General features: G+C 62.0%; 17 protein-coding genes and 1 riboswitch. Of the genes, 12 read left to right on the top strand and 5 right to left on the bottom strand.

Features of this window, described 5'->3' with window-relative positions:
• Window positions 1–86: 86 nt before the first annotated feature.
• The 3 genes from rpsI to IB267_RS08770 all read right to left on the bottom strand — a co-directional run bounded on the left by rpsI (window position 87) and on the right by IB267_RS08770 (window position 1,676).
• Window positions 87–554 carry a 30S ribosomal protein S9 gene (gene rpsI, locus IB267_RS08780; RefSeq protein ID WP_043611468.1) on the bottom strand — a complete coding sequence of 156 codons (468 nt, stop codon included), beginning with the start codon at window positions 552–554 and terminating at the stop codon, window positions 87–89.
• Window positions 555–556: 2 nt separating this feature from the next.
• Complete coding sequence (rplM, locus tag IB267_RS08775; protein ID WP_043611469.1) at window positions 557–1,021, bottom strand: 50S ribosomal protein L13; 465 nt, start codon at window positions 1,019–1,021, stop codon at window positions 557–559.
• A 223-nt stretch (window positions 1,022–1,244) separates the two neighbouring features.
• Window positions 1,245–1,676, bottom strand: coding sequence for a PaaI family thioesterase (locus IB267_RS08770; protein WP_043611470.1), 432 nt, complete (start codon window positions 1,674–1,676; stop codon window positions 1,245–1,247).
• Between the two features lie 168 nt (window positions 1,677–1,844).
• Here IB267_RS08770 and IB267_RS08765 point away from each other — a divergent pair, with 168 nt between their 5' ends.
• On the top strand, window positions 1,845–2,666 hold the full coding sequence (locus IB267_RS08765) for an enoyl-CoA hydratase (protein ID WP_192447289.1): 822 nt from the start codon (window positions 1,845–1,847) through the stop codon (window positions 2,664–2,666).
• Between the two features lie 3 nt (window positions 2,667–2,669).
• Here IB267_RS08765 and IB267_RS08760 read toward each other — a convergent pair whose 3' ends face one another.
• Window positions 2,670–3,506 carry a DMT family transporter gene (locus IB267_RS08760; protein WP_192447288.1) on the bottom strand — a complete coding sequence of 279 codons (837 nt, stop codon included), beginning with the start codon at window positions 3,504–3,506 and terminating at the stop codon, window positions 2,670–2,672.
• A gap of 186 nt (window positions 3,507–3,692) precedes the next feature.
• Between IB267_RS08760 and IB267_RS08755 the strand changes: the two genes are divergently transcribed.
• The 3 genes from IB267_RS08755 to IB267_RS08745 all read left to right on the top strand — a co-directional run bounded on the left by IB267_RS08755 (window position 3,693) and on the right by IB267_RS08745 (window position 6,003).
• The gene (locus IB267_RS08755; RefSeq protein ID WP_192447287.1) at window positions 3,693–4,121 is read left to right on the top strand and encodes a CoA-binding protein; all 429 of its coding nucleotides are present in this window, start codon (window positions 3,693–3,695) and stop codon (window positions 4,119–4,121) included.
• Between the two features lie 203 nt (window positions 4,122–4,324).
• Window positions 4,325–5,608: an O-acetylhomoserine aminocarboxypropyltransferase gene (locus IB267_RS08750; protein ID WP_192447286.1), complete on the top strand. Its 1,284-nt coding sequence runs from the start codon at window positions 4,325–4,327 to the stop codon at window positions 5,606–5,608.
• Between the two features lie 50 nt (window positions 5,609–5,658).
• Window positions 5,659–6,003 (top strand): cupin domain-containing protein, encoded by a 345-nt coding sequence (locus IB267_RS08745; RefSeq protein WP_043611473.1) that lies wholly within the window; start codon window positions 5,659–5,661, stop codon window positions 6,001–6,003.
• 39 nt (window positions 6,004–6,042) lie between these two features.
• Here IB267_RS08745 and IB267_RS08740 read toward each other — a convergent pair whose 3' ends face one another.
• The gene (locus tag IB267_RS08740) at window positions 6,043–7,281 is read right to left on the bottom strand and encodes a cytochrome P450 (protein WP_192447285.1); all 1,239 of its coding nucleotides are present in this window, start codon (window positions 7,279–7,281) and stop codon (window positions 6,043–6,045) included.
• 205 nt (window positions 7,282–7,486) lie between these two features.
• Between IB267_RS08740 and IB267_RS08735 the strand changes: the two genes are divergently transcribed.
• From IB267_RS08735 to IB267_RS08700, 8 genes are all read left to right on the top strand, one after another.
• Window positions 7,487–8,134: a VOC family protein gene (locus IB267_RS08735; RefSeq protein WP_192448277.1), complete on the top strand. Its 648-nt coding sequence runs from the start codon at window positions 7,487–7,489 to the stop codon at window positions 8,132–8,134.
• Window positions 8,135–8,293: 159 nt separating this feature from the next.
• Window positions 8,294–9,151 (top strand): endonuclease/exonuclease/phosphatase family protein, encoded by an 858-nt coding sequence (locus tag IB267_RS08730; RefSeq protein WP_043611476.1) that lies wholly within the window; start codon window positions 8,294–8,296, stop codon window positions 9,149–9,151.
• A gap of 19 nt (window positions 9,152–9,170) precedes the next feature.
• Window positions 9,171–10,730: a phospholipase D family protein gene (locus IB267_RS08725; RefSeq protein WP_192447284.1), complete on the top strand. Its 1,560-nt coding sequence runs from the start codon at window positions 9,171–9,173 to the stop codon at window positions 10,728–10,730.
• Window positions 10,731–11,017: 287 nt separating this feature from the next.
• Entirely contained in the window at window positions 11,018–11,650 is a 633-nt protein-coding gene (locus IB267_RS08720; RefSeq protein WP_034803630.1) for an ATP-dependent Clp protease proteolytic subunit, read from the top strand.
• Between the two features lie 283 nt (window positions 11,651–11,933).
• Window positions 11,934–13,211 carry an ATP-dependent Clp protease ATP-binding subunit ClpX gene (gene clpX, locus IB267_RS08715; protein WP_043611478.1) on the top strand — a complete coding sequence of 426 codons (1,278 nt, stop codon included), beginning with the start codon at window positions 11,934–11,936 and terminating at the stop codon, window positions 13,209–13,211.
• A 384-nt stretch (window positions 13,212–13,595) separates the two neighbouring features.
• The gene (gene lon, locus IB267_RS08710) at window positions 13,596–16,016 is read left to right on the top strand and encodes an endopeptidase La (RefSeq protein ID WP_043611479.1); all 2,421 of its coding nucleotides are present in this window, start codon (window positions 13,596–13,598) and stop codon (window positions 16,014–16,016) included.
• A 220-nt stretch (window positions 16,017–16,236) separates the two neighbouring features.
• Complete coding sequence (hupB, locus tag IB267_RS08705; protein ID WP_034803616.1) at window positions 16,237–16,512, top strand: DNA-binding protein HupB; 276 nt, start codon at window positions 16,237–16,239, stop codon at window positions 16,510–16,512.
• Window positions 16,513–16,635: 123 nt separating this feature from the next.
• A riboswitch (FMN riboswitch) is annotated at window positions 16,636–16,818 on the top strand.
• 87 nt (window positions 16,819–16,905) lie between these two features.
• A complete protein-coding gene (locus IB267_RS08700; protein WP_192447283.1) occupies window positions 16,906–17,820 on the top strand; it encodes a DMT family transporter in 915 nt (304 codons plus the stop codon).
• The last annotated feature ends 36 nt before the right edge of the window (window positions 17,821–17,856 follow it).

The raw sequence follows: 17,856 nt of genomic DNA, 5'->3' as shown, positions 1-17,856 counted from the left end.
TCGACGTTGCGGGATATGGTGCGTCGGATGATAACAAAAAAAGGCGGAGCAAAGCCCCGCCTTTCCAAGTGTCGCAGTTGAAGCGATTAACGCTTCGAGAACTGGAACGAACGACGTGCCTTCGCACGGCCGTACTTCTTACGCTCGACCACGCGGCTGTCGCGGGTGAGGAAGCCACCGCGCTTCAGGACCGAGCGCAGGCCCGGTTCGAAGTAGGTGAGTGCCTTGGAGATGCCGTGACGAACGGCACCGGCCTGGCCGGAAAGACCACCGCCAGCAACGGTCGCGTCGATGTCGAACTGGCCGTCACGGGCAGCTGCGACGATCGGCTGCTGCAGGATCATCTGCAGAACCGGACGGGCGAAGTAAGCCGCGTAGGGCTTGCCGTTGATGGTGATCTTGCCGGTGCCCGGCTTGACCCAGACGCGGGCGACAGCGTCTTTACGCTTGCCGGTCGCGTAGGAGCGACCCTGGGCGTCGACCTTCTTGACGTGAACCGGAGCAGCCGGTTCCGCGGTCGTGGCGATGTCCTTGAGAGCGGAAAGGTCAGCCATTATCAGGCGCTCCTTGTGTTCTTGCTGTTCAGCTTGGCGACGTCGAGGACGGTCGGCTGCTGTGCTTCATGCGGGTGGTTGGCGCCTGCGTATACGCGCAGGTTCTTCATCTGGCGACGGCCGAGCGGACCGCGCGGAACCATGCGCTCGACGGCCTTCTCGAGGACGCGCTCCGGGAAGCGGCCTTCGATGATCTGGCGCGCAGTGCGCTCCTTGATGCCGCCGGGGTAGCCGGTGTGCCAGTAGTACTTCTTGTCGGTGTACTTCTTGCCCGTCAGAACTGCCTTCTCGGCGTTGATGACGATGACGTTGTCGCCGTCGTCAACATGCGGGGTGAAGGTAGCTTTGTGCTTGCCGCGCAGGCGGTTCGCGATGAGAGAAGCGAGGCGACCAACAACGAGGCCTTCGGCGTCGATGATGATCCACTTCTTCTCCACCTCTGCAGGCTTCTGAACGAAGGTTGCCATATCAAAATCTTTCTTTGGACCCGAGCGGCGAACCGCTGGGCGTTTCTTGTTGCTTGGTTTTGCCCGGTTTCCCGGGCAAAAGAGAAAGCGGCCCGTAAGGACCGCGATCTGCGGCAGCTTATACGCAAGTGCGAAACAAGCGTCAAGAACGCGAAATCTGCGCGACGGAAATAAAATCAAGTAAAAACAATATGTTACTAGTGCGGTATTTTGATACCACAAATTATCGTGGCGGAATCGAATAGGTCGCCGTGGCATGCGCGACGAGGTCGTCGTCGCCAACCTTGACGATCGATGCGTCGAGAACGGCAAGCCGCTTGCCGAGTTTGAGGATCCGGCAGGTGCATTCGAGCGGCTCCGGCTCGGGCTTGCGCAGGAAGTTGATGTTGAGATTGGTGGTGACGGCAAGCGCAACCGGCCCGATATGCGCGATCAGCGCGATATAGGCGGAAACGTCGGCGAGTGCGAAAAGAGTAGGGCCGGAGACGGTTCCGCCCGGCCGGATATGCCGTTCGTTCGGATCGAGCCGCATGGTGGCAAAGCCCGGACCGACCGCCGTGACATGGAAGACCTTGCCGTCGGTGTGGACCTGCGGGAAATCCGTGTCGAGAAATCGGTTGAGGTCGTCGACGGTCATGATCGGCTCGATGGTCATGCATTGCATCCTTCAACATGTCTACCCGCCACCTGAAACCGACTGATGGCCCGACGCAAGGCGGAAAATGGTCGTAGGCGGAATGCGTCAGCGGGTGTCCCTGTCGGCTTGCACGGCACGCGCTGCCGGCGTACCACCAAGCCAAAGTTCAAGTTCCAGGAGAAAAAGATGGCCGACGTCGTATCGTTCAAGAAGGAAGAGCCGAACGGCCTGCTGCTGAAAGATCGTTCGGGGCCCGTCTTGCGGCTGACGCTTAACAACCCGCCGGCCAACGTGCTGTCGATCGCCACGATGGAGGCGCTGCACGCCGAGTTCGATGCGGTCGCAACCTCCAAGGACATCAGGGTGGTCGTGCTCGCCGCGACCGGCAAGCTGTTTTCCGCCGGTCACGATCTGAAGGAAATGACCGCGCACCGCGAAGACGACGACCGGGGCCGGGCCTTCTTCGAACGGACGATCCGCCTCTGCGCCGATCTCATGCTGAAAATCACACGGCTGCCGCAGGCCGTCATCGCCGAGATTGACGGCCTGGCAACGGCAGCCGGCTGCCAGCTGGTTTCCAGCTGTGACCTTGCGATCTGCACCGACAGCTCCACCTTCTGCACACCCGGCGTCAACATCGGTCTCTTCTGTTCGACGCCGATGGTCGCGCTCACGCGTGCGGCACATCGCAAGCAGGCGATGGAAATGCTCTTGACCGGCGAGACCATCGACGCTTCGACCGCCAAGGATTTCGGCCTCGTCAATCGCATCGTGCCGCAGCAGTACCTGCGCCAAGTGGTCGACAAATATGCTGCGGTCATTGCCTCGAAGTCGCCGCAGGCGCTGAAGATCGGCAAGGAGGCCTTCTATCGCCAGGCGGAGATGGACCTGCCGGAGGCTTACGACTACGCAGTCGGCGTCATGGTTGAGAACATGCTGGCGCGCGATGCCGACGACGGCATCGGCGCGTTCCTCGGCAAGCGCATGCCGGAATGGAAGGAAGACTGACGCTCAGGCGAGTTTCAGAAGCAGGGCGCCAAGTGCGATGACGCAGGCAGCCGCGATGCGCCAGGCGCTGACCGGCTCCTTGAGGAACACGACCGAGATCACCACGGCAAAGAGGATCGAGGTTTCGCGCAGTGCCGCGACGGTTGCGACCGGCGCTTTGGTCATGGCCCAGAGCGCCAGGCCATAGGCGCCGATCGAGCCGGCGCCGCCGATAAGGCCCCGCCACCAGTTCTTGTAGACGTGGCGGGCGACCGGCTTGATGCCGCGCCGGGCAAAAGCCCAGGTGAACAGCAGAACCGGCGGCAGCAGCGCCATCCACAGCGTGTAGGAGATGGCGTTGCCTGAAACGCGCGCGCCGATACCGTCGACAAAGGTGTAACTTGCGATGACGCAGGCATTAAGCAGCGCAAGCACGATCGCGTTCTTGCCGCCCTTGCGCGACTCGAAGGCGAGCGTCAGCACACCGGCAGAGATCGTCAGGATACCGATCATCGTTCCGAAGGTGAGCTTTTCGCCGATCAACGCCCCACTGGTCATCGCGACGATCAACGGTGCCGCGCCGCGCATCAGCGGATAGACAAGGCCGATGTCGCCGGCGCGATAGGATGCGGCGACGAGTTGGAAATAGGCGAACTGGAACAGTGCCGAAACCAGGATGTATGGCCACGCTTCCGGTTTGGGCAACGGCATGAACGGCAGGAAGGGGATGGCGACGGCTGCGGCCCCGAGCGCGATCATTGCAGCGTCGAGCGACTTTTCCGTTCCCGCCTTGACCAACGCATTCCAGGTCGCGTGCAACAACGCCCCGAACAGGACGAGCGCAATGACTTCAACGGGCAAGATGAGACCTCGGAAAACGATGTGGTAGGTTTTGTGATGCTTGTCGCGCCGCACGGACGCAAAAGCAACCGGAAAGTCTTGCAGAAGCGGCAATCTTTGGCGGGGAACGAACGGCCCGCACGGTTGACTTGGCCGGCCTCGCCATCATTATACGACCGTTTAACACGAACGGATCCGAAGCCGCAGATGAACCACGACGCTTACCCGGACTATTATCTCGCCGATATCCTGCGCGAGACCAAGACGATCGCCCTTGTCGGCGCTTCGCCCAATCCTGAGCGTCCGAGCCATCGGGTCATGGCGTTTCTGCTGCGCAAGGGTTACCGGGTGATCCCGATCAATCCCGGGCATGTCGGCAAGAGCATCCAGGGTCAGGCCGTGGTCGGCCGGCTTGCCGATATAAAGGAGCCGATCGACATGGTCGACGTCTTCCGCGCTGCCGACGCCCTGCCGGCGCTCGTCGATGAAATTCTCGCGCTGGAGACGCTGCCGAAAGCGATCTGGGGCCAGCTCTCGGTGCGCAACGATAGTGCTGCGGCGAAAGCGGAAGCCGCCGGCATCAAGGTGGTCATGGACCGTTGTCCGGCGATCGAATACCCGCGTCTGATCGGCTGATCGCGGTCGGCGCATCGCCGGCGGACCACACAACCGTCAGTTCTTGAAAAATCCTCTTTGACCGCATGCGTAGGCTCTGGAATAGTGCCGCGGCTTGCGCGCTCAATCGTGCGAGCACGATAGCGGTTCACGCGTAGATTCAAGGTGATAGAGCGCCCCGGCGCGCCGGCTGGCGGCCGCGCTCTGGTCATGGGAGGGACGAAATGACGAAAGACAACCCTGGTTTCAACACGCTCGCAATTCATGCGGGGGCGCAGCCCGACCCGACCACGGGTGCACGGGCGACGCCGATCTACCAGACGACGAGCTTCGTCTTCAACGACACCGACCATGCGGCGGCACTCTTCGGCCTGCAGCAGTTCGGCAACATTTACACCCGCATCATGAACCCGACGCAGGCGGTGCTCGAAGAGCGCATTGCCGCGCTTGAAGGCGGCACGGCGGCACTCGCCGTTGCCTCCGGCCATGCCGCACAGCTTCTCGTCTTCCACACGATCATGAGCCCGGGCGACAACTTCATCGCCGCCAACCGGCTCTATGGCGGCTCGGTCAACCAGTTCGGTCACGCCTTCAAGTCCTTCGACTGGCAGGTCCGCTGGGCTGACCCTGCCGATCCGGCTTCCTTTGAGGCGAAGATCGACCGGCGCACCAAGGCGATCTTCATCGAGAGCCTCGCCAATCCCGGCGGCACCTTCGTCGATATCGCTGCCATCGCCGAGGTCGCCCGCAAGCACGACCTGCCGCTGATCGTCGACAATACCATGGCGACGCCCTACCTGCTGCGGCCTCTGGAGCATGGCGCCGATATCGTCGTGCACTCGCTGACGAAGTTCATCGGCGGCCACGGCAACTCCATGGGCGGCGTCATCGTCGACGGCGGCACCTTCGACTGGTCGAAGTCCGGCAAATATCCGATGCTCTCGGAACCGCGTCCGGAATATGCCGGTGTCGTGCTGCACCAGACCTTCGGCAACATCGCCTTCGCCATCGCCGCGCGTGTCCTCGGCCTGCGCGACTTCGGCCCGGCGATCTCGCCGTTCAATGCCTTCATGCTGGTCACCGGTTCCGAAACGCTTCCACTGCGCATGCAGCGCCATTGCGACAACGCGCTTGCGGTCGCCAAGTGGTTGAAGACGCACGACAAGATTTCGTGGGTCAACTATGCCGGGCTTGAGGACGACCCCAACCACGCGCTGCAGCAGCGCTATTCGCCGAAGGGCGCCGGTGCCGTCTTTACCTTCGGCCTCAAGGGTGGCTACGAGGCGGGCAAGCGCTTCGTCGAAGGGCTGGAAATGTTCTCGCACCTCGCCAATATCGGCGACACGCGCTCGCTCGTCATTCACCCGGCCTCGACCACCCACCGCCAGCTGACGCCCGAGCAGCAGGTGGCGGCCGGCGCCGGCCCTGACGTCGTGCGCCTCTCGGTCGGCATCGAGGATGTCTCCGACATCATCGCCGACCTCGAACAGGCGCTGGCCAAGCTCTGAAACACTAGCCGCGAAGGGCGCGCCAGCGCGCCCTTCGCAAGGGTGCCAAGATGACGAATATGCAGAAATTCGACCTGTCCACCGTCGAGGCGGAAACCGGTACGCCGGCGGCCGACCGGCTCATCTCAGGCGCACCGCAGTTCAAGACCTGGAACCTGGAGGAGGCCGAAGGCGGGCTCTATGCCGGGGTCTGGGAATCGACGCCCGGAAAATGGCGGATCGTCTATGAGGAGTGGGAGTATTTCCACATCCTCTCCGGCTATTCGATCCTCACGCAGGATGGTGGCGAAGCGGCGCATCTGCGCGCCGGCGACAGCATGATCCTGCGTCCCGGGTTCGAGGGCACCTGGGAAGTCGTGGAGACGACCCGCAAGGACTATGTCATCCGCCTTTAATCGCTGCGGCACCGGAGACCCGTAAGGCTTCGGTGCTGCTCACCAGACGAGGTCGAGGCGTTCCAGTCCGTGGAAATGAAACGCGTCCTTGACCTCGGGCTCGGTCTTCAGCTGCATGTTCGGCAGGCGCCGAAACAGGATCGGCAGCGCCAGATTGAGCTCCAGGCGGGCGAGCGGCGCGCCGATGCAGAAATGCAGGCCCGCCCCGAAGGAGACATTGGCGCCTTCGTCGCGCGTCGGCCGGAAGGCGTTCGGGTCGATGAACTTCTTCGGGTCAACATTCGCCGCTCCGAGCAGCAGGCCGACCTTGTCGCCCTGCCGCAGCGTGACGCCTTCGTCGAGTTCGATATCCGACAGCGCGTAACGCTGGAAGATATGCAGCGGTGCCGCAAAGCGCAGACACTCCTCCACCGTCAGCGCGGTTGCCGTCTCCGTGGCAAACAGGTCTTTCGCCGGAGGCCCGGATTGCAGGATCGTCTTCACCGCATTGCCGATCTGATGCACGGTCGCCTCGTGACCCGCATTGAGGAGGAGAGCGGTGGTCGAGACCAGCTCCGCGTCCGAGAGCCGCTCGCCGTCCTTTTCCGAGGTGATCATGTGTGTCAGCAGGTCGTCCGCGGGGGTGCGGCGCTTCTCGGCGATGATGCCGCGCAGATAATCGGCAAAATCCGCGGAAGCCTGGTTGGCGTCGAGTTCGGTCTCGTAGCTGGGGTTGAAGACATACATCCGAACCATGCGATGCGACCAGTCGAGCAGATCGGGCGCTGCCTCGATGGGAATGCCGAGCATGCGGGCGATGATCGTCACGGGAAGCGTTTCGGCAAAGCTCTTCAGTAGTTCGACCTTGCCGTCATCGGCAAAGGCGTCGATCAGGGTATGGGACAGTTGCTCGATGTCTGGCCGCAGCTGTTCGATCTGCCGCGAGACGAAGGCGCGGTTGACGAGGGTGCGCAGCCGGGTGTGTGCGGGCGGCTCAAGCTCCAGCAGCGAATGTTCTTCGAGCGCGTCGAAATCCTTCAAATGCGGCTTCGGCGCCGGCAGGCCAAGTTCGTCGCGCGTCGCCACATGCAGGATCTGCCGGCCGAAGCGCCGGTCGCGCAGAAGCGCGTTCACCTGGTCGTAGCCAGCGAAATACCACTGCTGCCGTTCCTCCCAGAAGAAGGCCGGGCACTGCGCATGGATCTCGGCATAGGCTGCGAGCGGGTCGCGGTAGAAGGCTGGATCGCGCGCGTCGATGGAAACGCGCCTCAGCGCGCGGTCGATGGAAATGGCAGGCATGGCAGGGGCTCTTCGCGGACTTCAATGGCCCTTATGTCTAAGTGAACCACCGTTCGGCCGGCAAGGGCGGATATCTGCACCCGCGGCCATCAGGGCGTTGACAGCACGTGCCATGGCGGCCAATCTCCATTGGCTGCGTAGGGCGCATCGGCAGAGGGCTGAAAGGGCAACGCCCGCCTACGGAACACAGACCGTAGTTGCGCCCATGCCAAACCTTGAAAACCTGAAGAAGCAGGCGAAGCAATACCTCAGATGGCATCGCGACCAGTACTATCCGGTCGCCGCCGAGATCAGGGCTGCCTTGCCGCGCTTCCGCGATCTTGACGATCACGCCATTCTGACGGCTGAGTTCAAGCTCGCCGACGCGCAGGAACTCGTCGCGCGTCAATCGGGATTTGACAGTTGGCAGGTGCTCAAATCAGGAGCCCTGACAATGACCAAACAATCGAAACCCGCCACACCGCTGCCTGTGCTGCAATCGACAGCCGCACAGTTGTTCGTTGCCGATATCGGGGCCGCGTGCGACTTCTTCACCGAGAAGCTCGGCTTTGCGGTCGATTTCGTCTACGGCGATCCGCCCTTCTATGGGCAGGTGATCCGGGACAATGCTCGGCTCGCTCTGCGTCTCGTTTGCGAACCCGTCTTCGTCGGCGACATCCGGCAGCGCGAGCACCTGCTTTCCGCCTCCATCGCCCTCGATACCGCCAATGACATCAAGCAATTGTACCTGGGCTACCAATCGGCCGGGGTCTCTTTTCACCAAGCGTTGCGTACGGAACCCTGGGGTGCGCGTACGTTTATCGTGCTCGATCCCGACGGAAACCTGATCCTGTTTGCAGGGCCAGCCGACTGAGCTGAAAAGCGGGAAGGGGCGCCGGTAGCGTGCGTTTGCCGCCGGCGCCCGCGTCTTCCGGCACGCCATCCGAGGGGAACAAACTTCCCCTGTTCTCCCTTTTTCTATGGCACCAGGCGACCTATTTGCGCATGATGCGGCCAGCAAGCAGGGAGCGGCATGGGAAAAAACCAGTCCAGTCTATCGGCGGGGATCGTCGCTGCGATCCGCAAGAGACGTCCCACCGTCGTTCACCGCGAAGCCGCGGTCAGCCGCGGCGATATCGTCATCGCCTCCTACAACATCCACAAATGCGTCGGCACCGACGGGCGCTTCGACCCCGGCCGTACCGCCAATGTCATCGGTGAACTTGGTGCCGATATCGTGGCGCTTCAGGAGGCCGATCAGCGCTTCGGCGAGCGCGCCGGTCTTCTCGATCTCGAACACCTGCGTCGGGAGGCGCATCTTGTTTCGGTGCCGATTTCCGGCTTTTCGACCAAGGGGCATGGCTGGCACGGCAACGTCCTGTTGCTGCGCGAGGGCGCCGTTTCCGACGTGCGGCAGTTGAAGCTCCCTGGCGTCGAGCCGCGCGGTGCGCTGGTCGTCGATCTCGACCTGAAAGTGGGGCCGCTGCGCATCATCGCCGCCCATCTCGGTCTTCTCCGGCATTCGCGCGCCCAGCAGGCCGAGGCGATCCTCGAGGCGGCATCCGATGCCAACGGGCGACCGACGCTTCTCATCGGTGATCTCAACGAATGGCGGATGGGGCGGCGTTCGTCGCTGTCCTTCCTCAGCCCGGTATTCGACCCGTCCCATGCGACGGTCGCCAGTTTTCCCTCGCGCTTCCCGCTGTTGCCGCTCGACCGTGTGCTCGGCAATCCGCACCATCTGGTGACGTCGGTCGCGGTGCACGATTCGCCGCTGGCGCGGATCGCCTCGGATCATCTGCCCGTAAAGGCCTCGATCGACCTGAAGGCCGTGCAGCCGGAGCCAAGAGACGGCAAGCGGGTGGAAGCGGGTCGCGCGGGGTCGGCCTGACGGCGCGGACGAGTTTTCGATGTGGTCCTCTGTCCTGTTCACCATTGCCGCCATCCTCGGACTGCTCGTGGCGACCGTGCTTTACATCTACGGCCGCTTCGGCCGACGCCCGCACGGGCCGCCGTCAAACGCCCTTCCGCTGGCCGATGCCGGCACGGAACTCGACCGCTACCTGGCGCCGCTCGTTGACGCCCAGGCGGGTGCCAATGGCGTGGCGCTGGTTTCCGACAATATCGAGGCCCTGGTTGCGCGCGCGCACGCGGCACGGCGCGCCGGACGCAGCCTCGATCTGCAGTACTATTACTGGAAGGGCGACCTGACCGGTCTTCTTCTCGCCCGTGAGATCCTGGCCGCCGCAGACCGCGGCGTGCGCGTCCGGCTGCTGCTCGACGACATCAATGCCGGCATCCACGACCGCATGTGCATCGCGCTCGACGCCCACCCCCATATCGACGTGCGGCTCTTCAATCCGAGCCGGGCGCGCACTGATCGCTTTCGCCGCGGCTTCGAAATGGCGATCCGCGCTTTCAGCGCCACGCGCCGCATGCACAACAAGCTCTGGGTGGCCGATGGCCGCGTTGCGATTGCCGGCGGCCGCAACATCGGCGACGCCTATTTCGATGCCGCCGAACTCTCCAATTTCCGCGATCTCGATGTCTGGATGGTGGGGCCGGTGCTGGATCAGGCGTCGGCCATGTTCGACCGCTATTGGAACAGTGCTTCCGTGCTTCCGATCGCAGCGCTGCGCACGCCGCGCAAGCAGTATTTGCCCGCGCTACGCGAGGCCGTCGACGGATTGGCCCGCACGCCGGCGGGGCGGTTCTATCTGGAACGCATCGACAAGGCGGTGGAGGAGGCGGAGATCTACCACGGCACGCGGCAGCTTCACTGGAGTTCCGATATCCGGCTGGCATCCGATCCGCCGGAAAAGGCGCTGATGCAGCGACGCCAGAACTGGCTGTTGCGCGAGCTTTTTCCGCTGATCGAGGCTGCCACGCGGGATTTGAGGATCATCTCGCCCTACTTCATCCCCGGCGTTGCCGGCACACGGGGGCTCGCCGCCATCGTTTCGCGCGGCGCTCGCGTCGCCGTCCTCACCAATTCGCTTGCGGCGACCGACGTTGCCGCCGTTCACGGCGGTTATGTCAAATATCGCCGCAAGCTCATCCGGGCCGGCGTCGCGCTCTTCGAGTTGAAGGAGCAGGGCGATGTTGCCGAGGGGCACCGCATGACGCTGTTCGGACGCCGCAATGCGAGCCTGCACAGCAAGGCCTTCGTGGTGGACGGCTTGCACGGTTTCGTCGGCTCGATGAACTTCGATCCGCGCTCAGCCTCGCTCAATACGGAAATGGGCGTGGTCTTTCAGGATGCGGCACTTGCCGGCGAACTGGCTTCCATGTTCGAGGAGGAAACCTCGCCGGCAATCAGCTACCGGGTCGACATCGAAGGATCACGCCTCATCTGGCGCGATCGCGCCAATGGCTCCGAGCGGCTGGTGCGCCATGAGCCGGATGCGAGCCTAACAAGGCGCTTGATCGCCGGGCTGATCCGCATTCTGCCGATCGAGTCGCAGCTGTGACCCGTGGCTTGCTTGCCTCATTTGCGCTTCGTTTACCGATATCGTTGATCCCTGTGCGCAGCGTCTGGGTGTGCGGTCTTGGTCGAGGACGTTGCGCGAAAAATGCTCTATCGCCAACCATGTGTGGAGGACGGCCAAACTTCGAGGCGAACAGTGCCTTCGATTAAGCTTATCGAAGCTTCGCGACTTGAAGTGCAGGGTGTTGACACTCTATGTAGGAGCAGAAGGTAAATCCCGTGATTCCCGGTTCGCAAAGGTTTTGCGAGCCCGATTGATGAAGGTTCGATATGAGAAATCCCGTTGATACCGCCCTGGCACTGGTGCCGATGGTTGTTGAGCAGACCAACCGCGGTGAACGTTCCTACGATATCTTTTCGCGCCTTCTGAAGGAGCGCATCATCTTCGTGACCGGCCCGGTCGAAGATCAGATGGCAACGCTCGTCTGCGCCCAGCTTCTTTTCCTCGAAGCGGAAAACCCGAAGAAGGAAATCGCGCTCTACATCAACTCGCCGGGCGGCGTCGTCACGTCGGGCATGGCGATCTACGACACGATGCAGTTCATCAAGCCGGCCGTTTCGACGCTCTGCGTCGGCCAGGCCGCCTCGATGGGTTCGCTGCTCCTGGCCGCCGGCCACAAGGACATGCGTTTCGCCACGCCGAACGCGCGCATCATGGTTCACCAGCCCTCGGGCGGCTTCCAGGGCCAGGCCTCGGATATCGAGCGTCACGCCAAGGACATCCTGAAGATGAAGCGTCGCCTCAACGAGGTTTACGTCAAGCATTGCGGCCGCACCTACGAGGAAGTCGAGCAGACGCTCGATCGCGATCATTTCATGAATGCGGACGAAGCTCTGAGCTGGGGCCTCGTTGACAAGGTGCTGACCTCGCGCGAAGAAATCGAAGGCGGCGAGCAGGCCTGATAACGCGCATTTGTGTCGGGATAGATGTAATTGTGACACAATTGTAATGGCTCAAGGGCTTTATCGACAGGGTAAAGCCGGTAATATGAACCATTAATGCTATGTTGGAATCTGACGGCGTAGTGTTGGTTCGAGTTGGGAGAGTCGTTGCGGCCGCGTCGGGCGTCTTCGCCAGGGGCGGTAAGTACTCCCGGAAGCCCTGCGTAAGGTTGAGGCGCAAGGCAAATTGAGTGGTCCGCGATACTTATCTTGAAAGTGTCCGGCGTGCTGGAAGGAAGTCGAAATGAGCAAGGTCAGCGGAAGCAACGGCGGTGACTCGAAGAATACACTTTATTGTTCGTTCTGCGGCAAGAGCCAGCACGAAGTCCGCAAGCTGATTGCCGGACCGACCGTGTTCATCTGCGATGAATGCGTCGAACTGTGCATGGACATCATTCGCGAAGAGAACAAGACCTCGATGGTCAAGTCCCGCGACGGTGTTCCGACCCCTCAGGAAATCATCAAGGTTCTGGACGAATACGTCATCGGCCAGCAGCAGGCCAAGCGCATCCTGTCGGTCGCCGTTCACAACCACTACAAGCGCCTGGCGCACGCCGCCAAGGGCAGCGACGTCGAACTGGCGAAGTCGAACATCATGCTGGTCGGCCCGACCGGCTGCGGCAAGACCTATCTCGCCCAGACGCTCGCCCGTATCATCGACGTGCCGTTCACCATGGCCGACGCCACGACGCTGACCGAAGCCGGTTACGTCGGTGAAGACGTCGAGAACATCATCCTGAAGCTGCTCCAGGCGGCCGACTACAACGTCGAGCGCGCCCAGCGCGGCATCGTCTACATTGACGAAGTCGACAAAATTTCGCGCAAGTCCGACAATCCGTCGATAACGCGCGACGTATCGGGCGAGGGCGTGCAGCAGGCGCTTCTGAAGATCATGGAAGGCACAGTTGCCTCGGTACCGCCGCAGGGCGGCCGGAAGCATCCGCAGCAGGAATTCCTGCAAGTGGATACGACCAATATTCTCTTCATCTGTGGCGGCGCCTTTGCCGGCCTCGACAAGATCATCTCCGCCCGTGGCGAGAAGACCTCGATCGGTTTCGGCGCAACGGTCCGCTCGCCGGAAGATCGCCGTGTCGGCGAAGTTCTGCGCGAACTGGAGCCGGAAGATCTCGTCAAGTTCGGCCTGATCCCGGAATTCATCGGTCGTCTGCCGGTTCTGGCGACGCTCGAAGATCTCGATGAAGATGCGCTGATCCAGATCCTGTCCGAGCCGAAGAACGCTCTGATCAAGCAGTACCAGCGCCTGTTCGAGATGGAAGACGTCGAACTGACCTTCCACGAGGACGCGCTTCGCGAGATTGCCCGCCGGGCGATCGTGCGCAAGACCGGTGCCCGTGGCCTTCGCTCGATTATGGAAAAGATCCTGCTCGACACCATGTTCGAGCTGCCGACGCTCGAAGGCGTGCGCGAAGTGGTCATCTCCGACGAGGTGGTCAAGGGCTCTGCCCGGCCGCTTTACATCTACTCGGAACGGTCGGACGAAAAGACCAACGTTTCGGCCTGAGCGTCCTGAAATATCCTTTGAGAAGCCCGCCTTGAGCGGGCTTTTTCATGTCTACTTCATGTCTTCACACTTAGCTGTTGAGACACGGACGCAGGGGCGCAGATTTCACAATTCGATTGTTGCTAAAGTGCCGCAAACAACGCAATGATGTAACGATTCAATGAAGGACCTTGATGGTTGCGGTCCAAGAGCTTGTAGTCCGTCGCAAGGTCCGCAACAGCATTGATGCGTAGTCAGAAGGACCCGGCCACAGTTTGTGGATGTCTGCGTCGAGCCTTGAAATGGACGCGGTTGCACTCCACTTTCATGTGGAAAATATGACAGCCGGGAGTGCCTGTAGGGCTCCCGGAAACGGGCCCGAAATCGGGACGGAAAGGAAATGACATGACGAACAAAACGTCACCGGCGACTGAAAGCGCGACCTACCCGGTCCTGCCGCTCCGCGACATCGTAGTCTTCCCGCACATGATCGTGCCGCTTTTCGTCGGCCGCGAAAAGTCGATCCGTGCGCTTGAGGAAGTCATGGGCACCGACAAGCAGATCATGCTTGCCACCCAGATCAACGCCACCGACGACGATCCGGAACCGTCCGCGATCTACGAAGTCGGCACCATCGCCAACGTCCTGCAACTGCTGAAGCTGCCCGACGGCACCGTCAAGGTGCTGGTCGAAGGCCGCGCGCGCGCCAAGATCGACGGCTACACGCCGCGCGAAGAATTCTACGAGGCTGCCGCGCACACGCTGAGCGAGCCGGAGGAAGACCCGGTCGAGATCGAGGCGCTCAGCCGCTCGGTCGTCTCCGAGTTCGAAAGCTACGTGAAGCTCAACAAGAAGATCTCCCCCGAGGTCGTCGGTGTTGCCAGCCAGATCGAGGACTATTCGAAGCTGGCCGACACGGTGGCTTCGCACCTTTCGATCAAGATCGTCGAAAAGCAGGAAATGTTGGAGACCACCAGCGTGAAGATGCGCCTGGAAAAGGCGCTCGGCTTCATGGAAGGCGAGATCTCCGTCCTGCAGGTGGAAAAGCGCATCCGCTCGCGCGTCAAGCGCCAGATGGAGAAGACCCAGCGCGAATACTACCTCAACGAACAGATGAAGGCGATCCAGAAGGAACTCGGCGACGGCGAAGACGGCCGCGACGAGATGGCCGAGATCGAAGAGCGTATCGCCAAGACCAAGCTTTCCAAGGAAGCGCGCGAAAAGGCTGACGCGGAGCTGAAGAAGCTGCGCCAGATGAGCCCGATGTCGGCGGAAGCCACCGTCGTTCGCAACTACCTGGATTGGCTGCTCGGTCTGCCCTGGGGCAAGAAGTCGAAGATCAAGACCGATCTGAACCATGCCGAGGAGGTGCTCAACGTCGATCACTTCGGCCTCGACAAGGTCAAGGAGCGCATCGTCGAGTATCTCGCCGTGCAAGCCCGTTCGACCAAGATCAAGGGCCCGATCCTGTGCCTCGTCGGCCCTCCGGGCGTCGGCAAGACCTCGCTCGCCAAGTCGATCGCCAAGGCGACCGGCCGCGAATACGTGCGCATGGCACTCGGCGGTGTTCGTGACGAAGCCGAAATCCGTGGCCACCGCCGCACCTATATCGGCTCCATGCCGGGCAAGGTCGTTCAGTCGATGAAGAAGGCGAAGCGGTCCAACCCGCTGTTCCTGCTCGACGAAATCGACAAGATGGGCCAGGACTTCCGCGGCGATCCGTCGTCGGCGCTGCTCGAGGTGCTGGATCCGGAACAGAACTCGACCTTCATGGACCACTACCTGGAAGTCGAATACGACCTGTCCAACGTGATGTTCATCACCACCGCCAACACGCTGAATATCCCGGCGCCGTTGATGGACCGCATGGAAGTGATCCGCATCGCCGGCTACACCGAAGAGGAAAAGCTGGAAATCGCCAAGCGGCACCTGCTGCCGAAGGCGATCCGTGACCACGCGCTGCAGCCGAAGGAGTTCTCGGTCACCGACGGCGCGCTGATGGCGGTCATCCAGACCTACACCCGCGAAGCCGGTGTGCGTAACTTCGAGCGCGAGCTGATGAAGCTCGCCCGCAAGGCCGTGACCGAGATCATCAAGGGCAAGGCCAAGAAGGTCGAAGTGACCGCTGCCAACATCAACGATTACCTGGGCGTTCCGCGCTTCCGCCACGGCGAAGCCGAACGTGACGACCAGATCGGTGTTGTCACCGGTCTCGCATGGACCGAGGTCGGCGGCGAGCTGCTGACGATCGAAGGCGTCATGATGCCCGGCAAGGGCCGCATGACCGTCACCGGCAACCTGCGCGACGTGATGAAGGAATCGATTTCGGCAGCGGCATCCTATGTCCGCTCGCGCGCGATCGACTTCGGCATCGAGCCGCCGCTGTTCGACAAGCGTGACATCCACGTGCACGTGCCGGAAGGTGCGACGCCGAAGGATGGCCCGTCGGCGGGTGTCGCCATGGCAACCACGATCGTGTCGATCATGACCGGTATCCCGATCTCCAAGGATGTCGCCATGACTGGCGAGATCACGCTGCGCGGCCGCGTGCTGCCGATCGGCGGTCTTAAGGAGAAGCTCCTGGCAGCGCTTCGGGGTGGCATCAAGAAGGTGCTGATTCCGGAAGAGAACGCCAAGGATCTTGCCGAGATCCCGGACAACGTGAAGAACGCGCTCGAAATCATCCCGGTTTCGCGGATGGGCGAAGTGCTCGAACACGCTCTGGTGCGCATGCCGGAACCGATCGAATGGGACCCGGCAAACGAGCCGGCAACCGTTGCACCGGTTGATTCGCAGGACGAAGCAGGCTCTTCGATCGCCCACTAACGGGTGCTCGAAAATGGGCGCCGCCGGCTCGCGCGGCGCTCATTTTGCAGAAAAATTGGGAAGACCGGCCATTGGCCGGTCTTTTTTGTTGTAAAAGCGCCCTACAAGCCTTGCATTCCAAGGGATTAGGCGCAATTGGGAAAGGCAAGACGCGGGCGAAGCGCAAGCCGCCGCGCCTTAAAACACAGTCGTTTCGAACCAATCTGAAAGGGGTGGAAACATGAACAAAAATGAGCTCGTGTCTGCCGTTGCTGAGAAGGCCGGACTTTCCAAGACCGACGCATCTTCTGCAGTTGATGCAGTTTTCGAGACCATCCAGGCTGAGCTGAAGAACGGCGGCGACATTCGCCTGGTCGGCTTCGGCAACTTCTCGGTTTCGCGCCGCGAAGCCTCGAAGGGCCGTAACCCGTCCACGGGTGCGGAAGTTGACATCCCGGCACGCAACGTGCCGAAGTTCACGGCCGGCAAGGGCCTGAAGGATGCCGTCAACGGCTGATGAGATTTGCTTGGCGGCCGGACACGAGGCCGGCAGTCCAGGTATTCGAGGGTTCGGCGCAAGCCGGACCCTTTCGCATTTTGGGGCAGCCCTTGCGGGTACCCACCATTTGCTCTAGGGCTTGCCCATTCTCAGGGCGGGGTGAAAGTCCCCACCGGCGGTAAGGGCATGACAGCGCTACGTCTTGAAGACGCGCGAAGATGGCCCAAGCCCGCGAGCGCCTCTCCTCGATTTCTTGGGGGAGGGTCAGCAGATCCGGTGCAACTCCGGAGCCGACGGTCATAGTCCGGATGAAAGAGAATGGTCGCCGGCACGAAGGGCAGGGATGCCCGGGGTCGTGTCGTGCGCTCATGCGTCCTGATTTGTGTTTGGTCCGCTTTCAGGGTGCATGACATGAATCAGACTTCCCTCGGTTTTTCCTCCTCGCGCGCCATGGCCGGAGCCGGCTTCATGGTGCTGGCCGGGATCGCCTTTGCCGGCCTCAATGTCGTCACCCAATGGCTGACGATGAAGCTCGGTTTCCCCGCCACCGCCATGGCGTTCTGGCAATATGCCTTCGCCTTCCTCTTCTCGCTGCCGTTTCTGCGACGCGCCGGGCTCTCGGCCATGCGCACCGACTATCCCTGGCGCCACGTCGTGCGCGTGGTGCTGGCCGCCTTCGGGGTCGGGGCCTGGGTCTCGGGGCTTGCGCACGTGCCGATCTGGCAGGCGATCGCGCTGGTCATGACCTCGCCGTTCTTCATCATCCTCGGCGCCCGCCTGTTTCTCGGCGAACGTGTCGGCGCGGCGCGCTGGGCAGCAACCGCGGTTGGCTTCGCCGGGGCGATGATCATTCTCGAACCCTGGTCGGACAGTTTCAGCTGGGCCGCCCTTCTGCCGATCCTGTCGGCGCTTTTGTGGGGGGCTTCGTCGCTCATCACCAAGAGCCTCACCAGTCTTGAGCGCCCCGAAACGATCACTGTCTGGCTGCTTGTGCTTCTGTCGCCGATCAACGGCGCCATCGCGCTTTCGGCCGGTTTCACCGTGCCCGATGGCGCAGCGCTCGGCTTCCTGCTGCTTGCCGGGATCCTGACCGTCGTCGCCCAATATCTGCTGACGCTTGCCTATACGGTGGCCGACGCCGCCTATGTGCAGCCTTTCGACGACCTGAAGCTGCCGCTCAACGTCTTTGCCGGCTGGCTGGTCTTCGGTTACGCGCCGACAGGGTATCTTTGGGTCGGCGCCGTGCTGATCCTTGGCGCTTCGCTGTTCATCATGCGCAACGAGATGCGGCGCGAGCGCGCCGCTCCGGCGACCGGAACGGTGTAAAACCCGAGCGTTGTCATTCGGCTGTCATCGGCATCG

The organism is Ensifer sp. ENS09 (assembly GCF_014852425.1).
GTDB lineage: Bacteria > Pseudomonadota > Alphaproteobacteria > Rhizobiales > Rhizobiaceae > Ensifer.
Note: the sequence above shows the minus strand (reverse complement) of the source record. Positions and strands in the feature narration are given on the sequence as shown.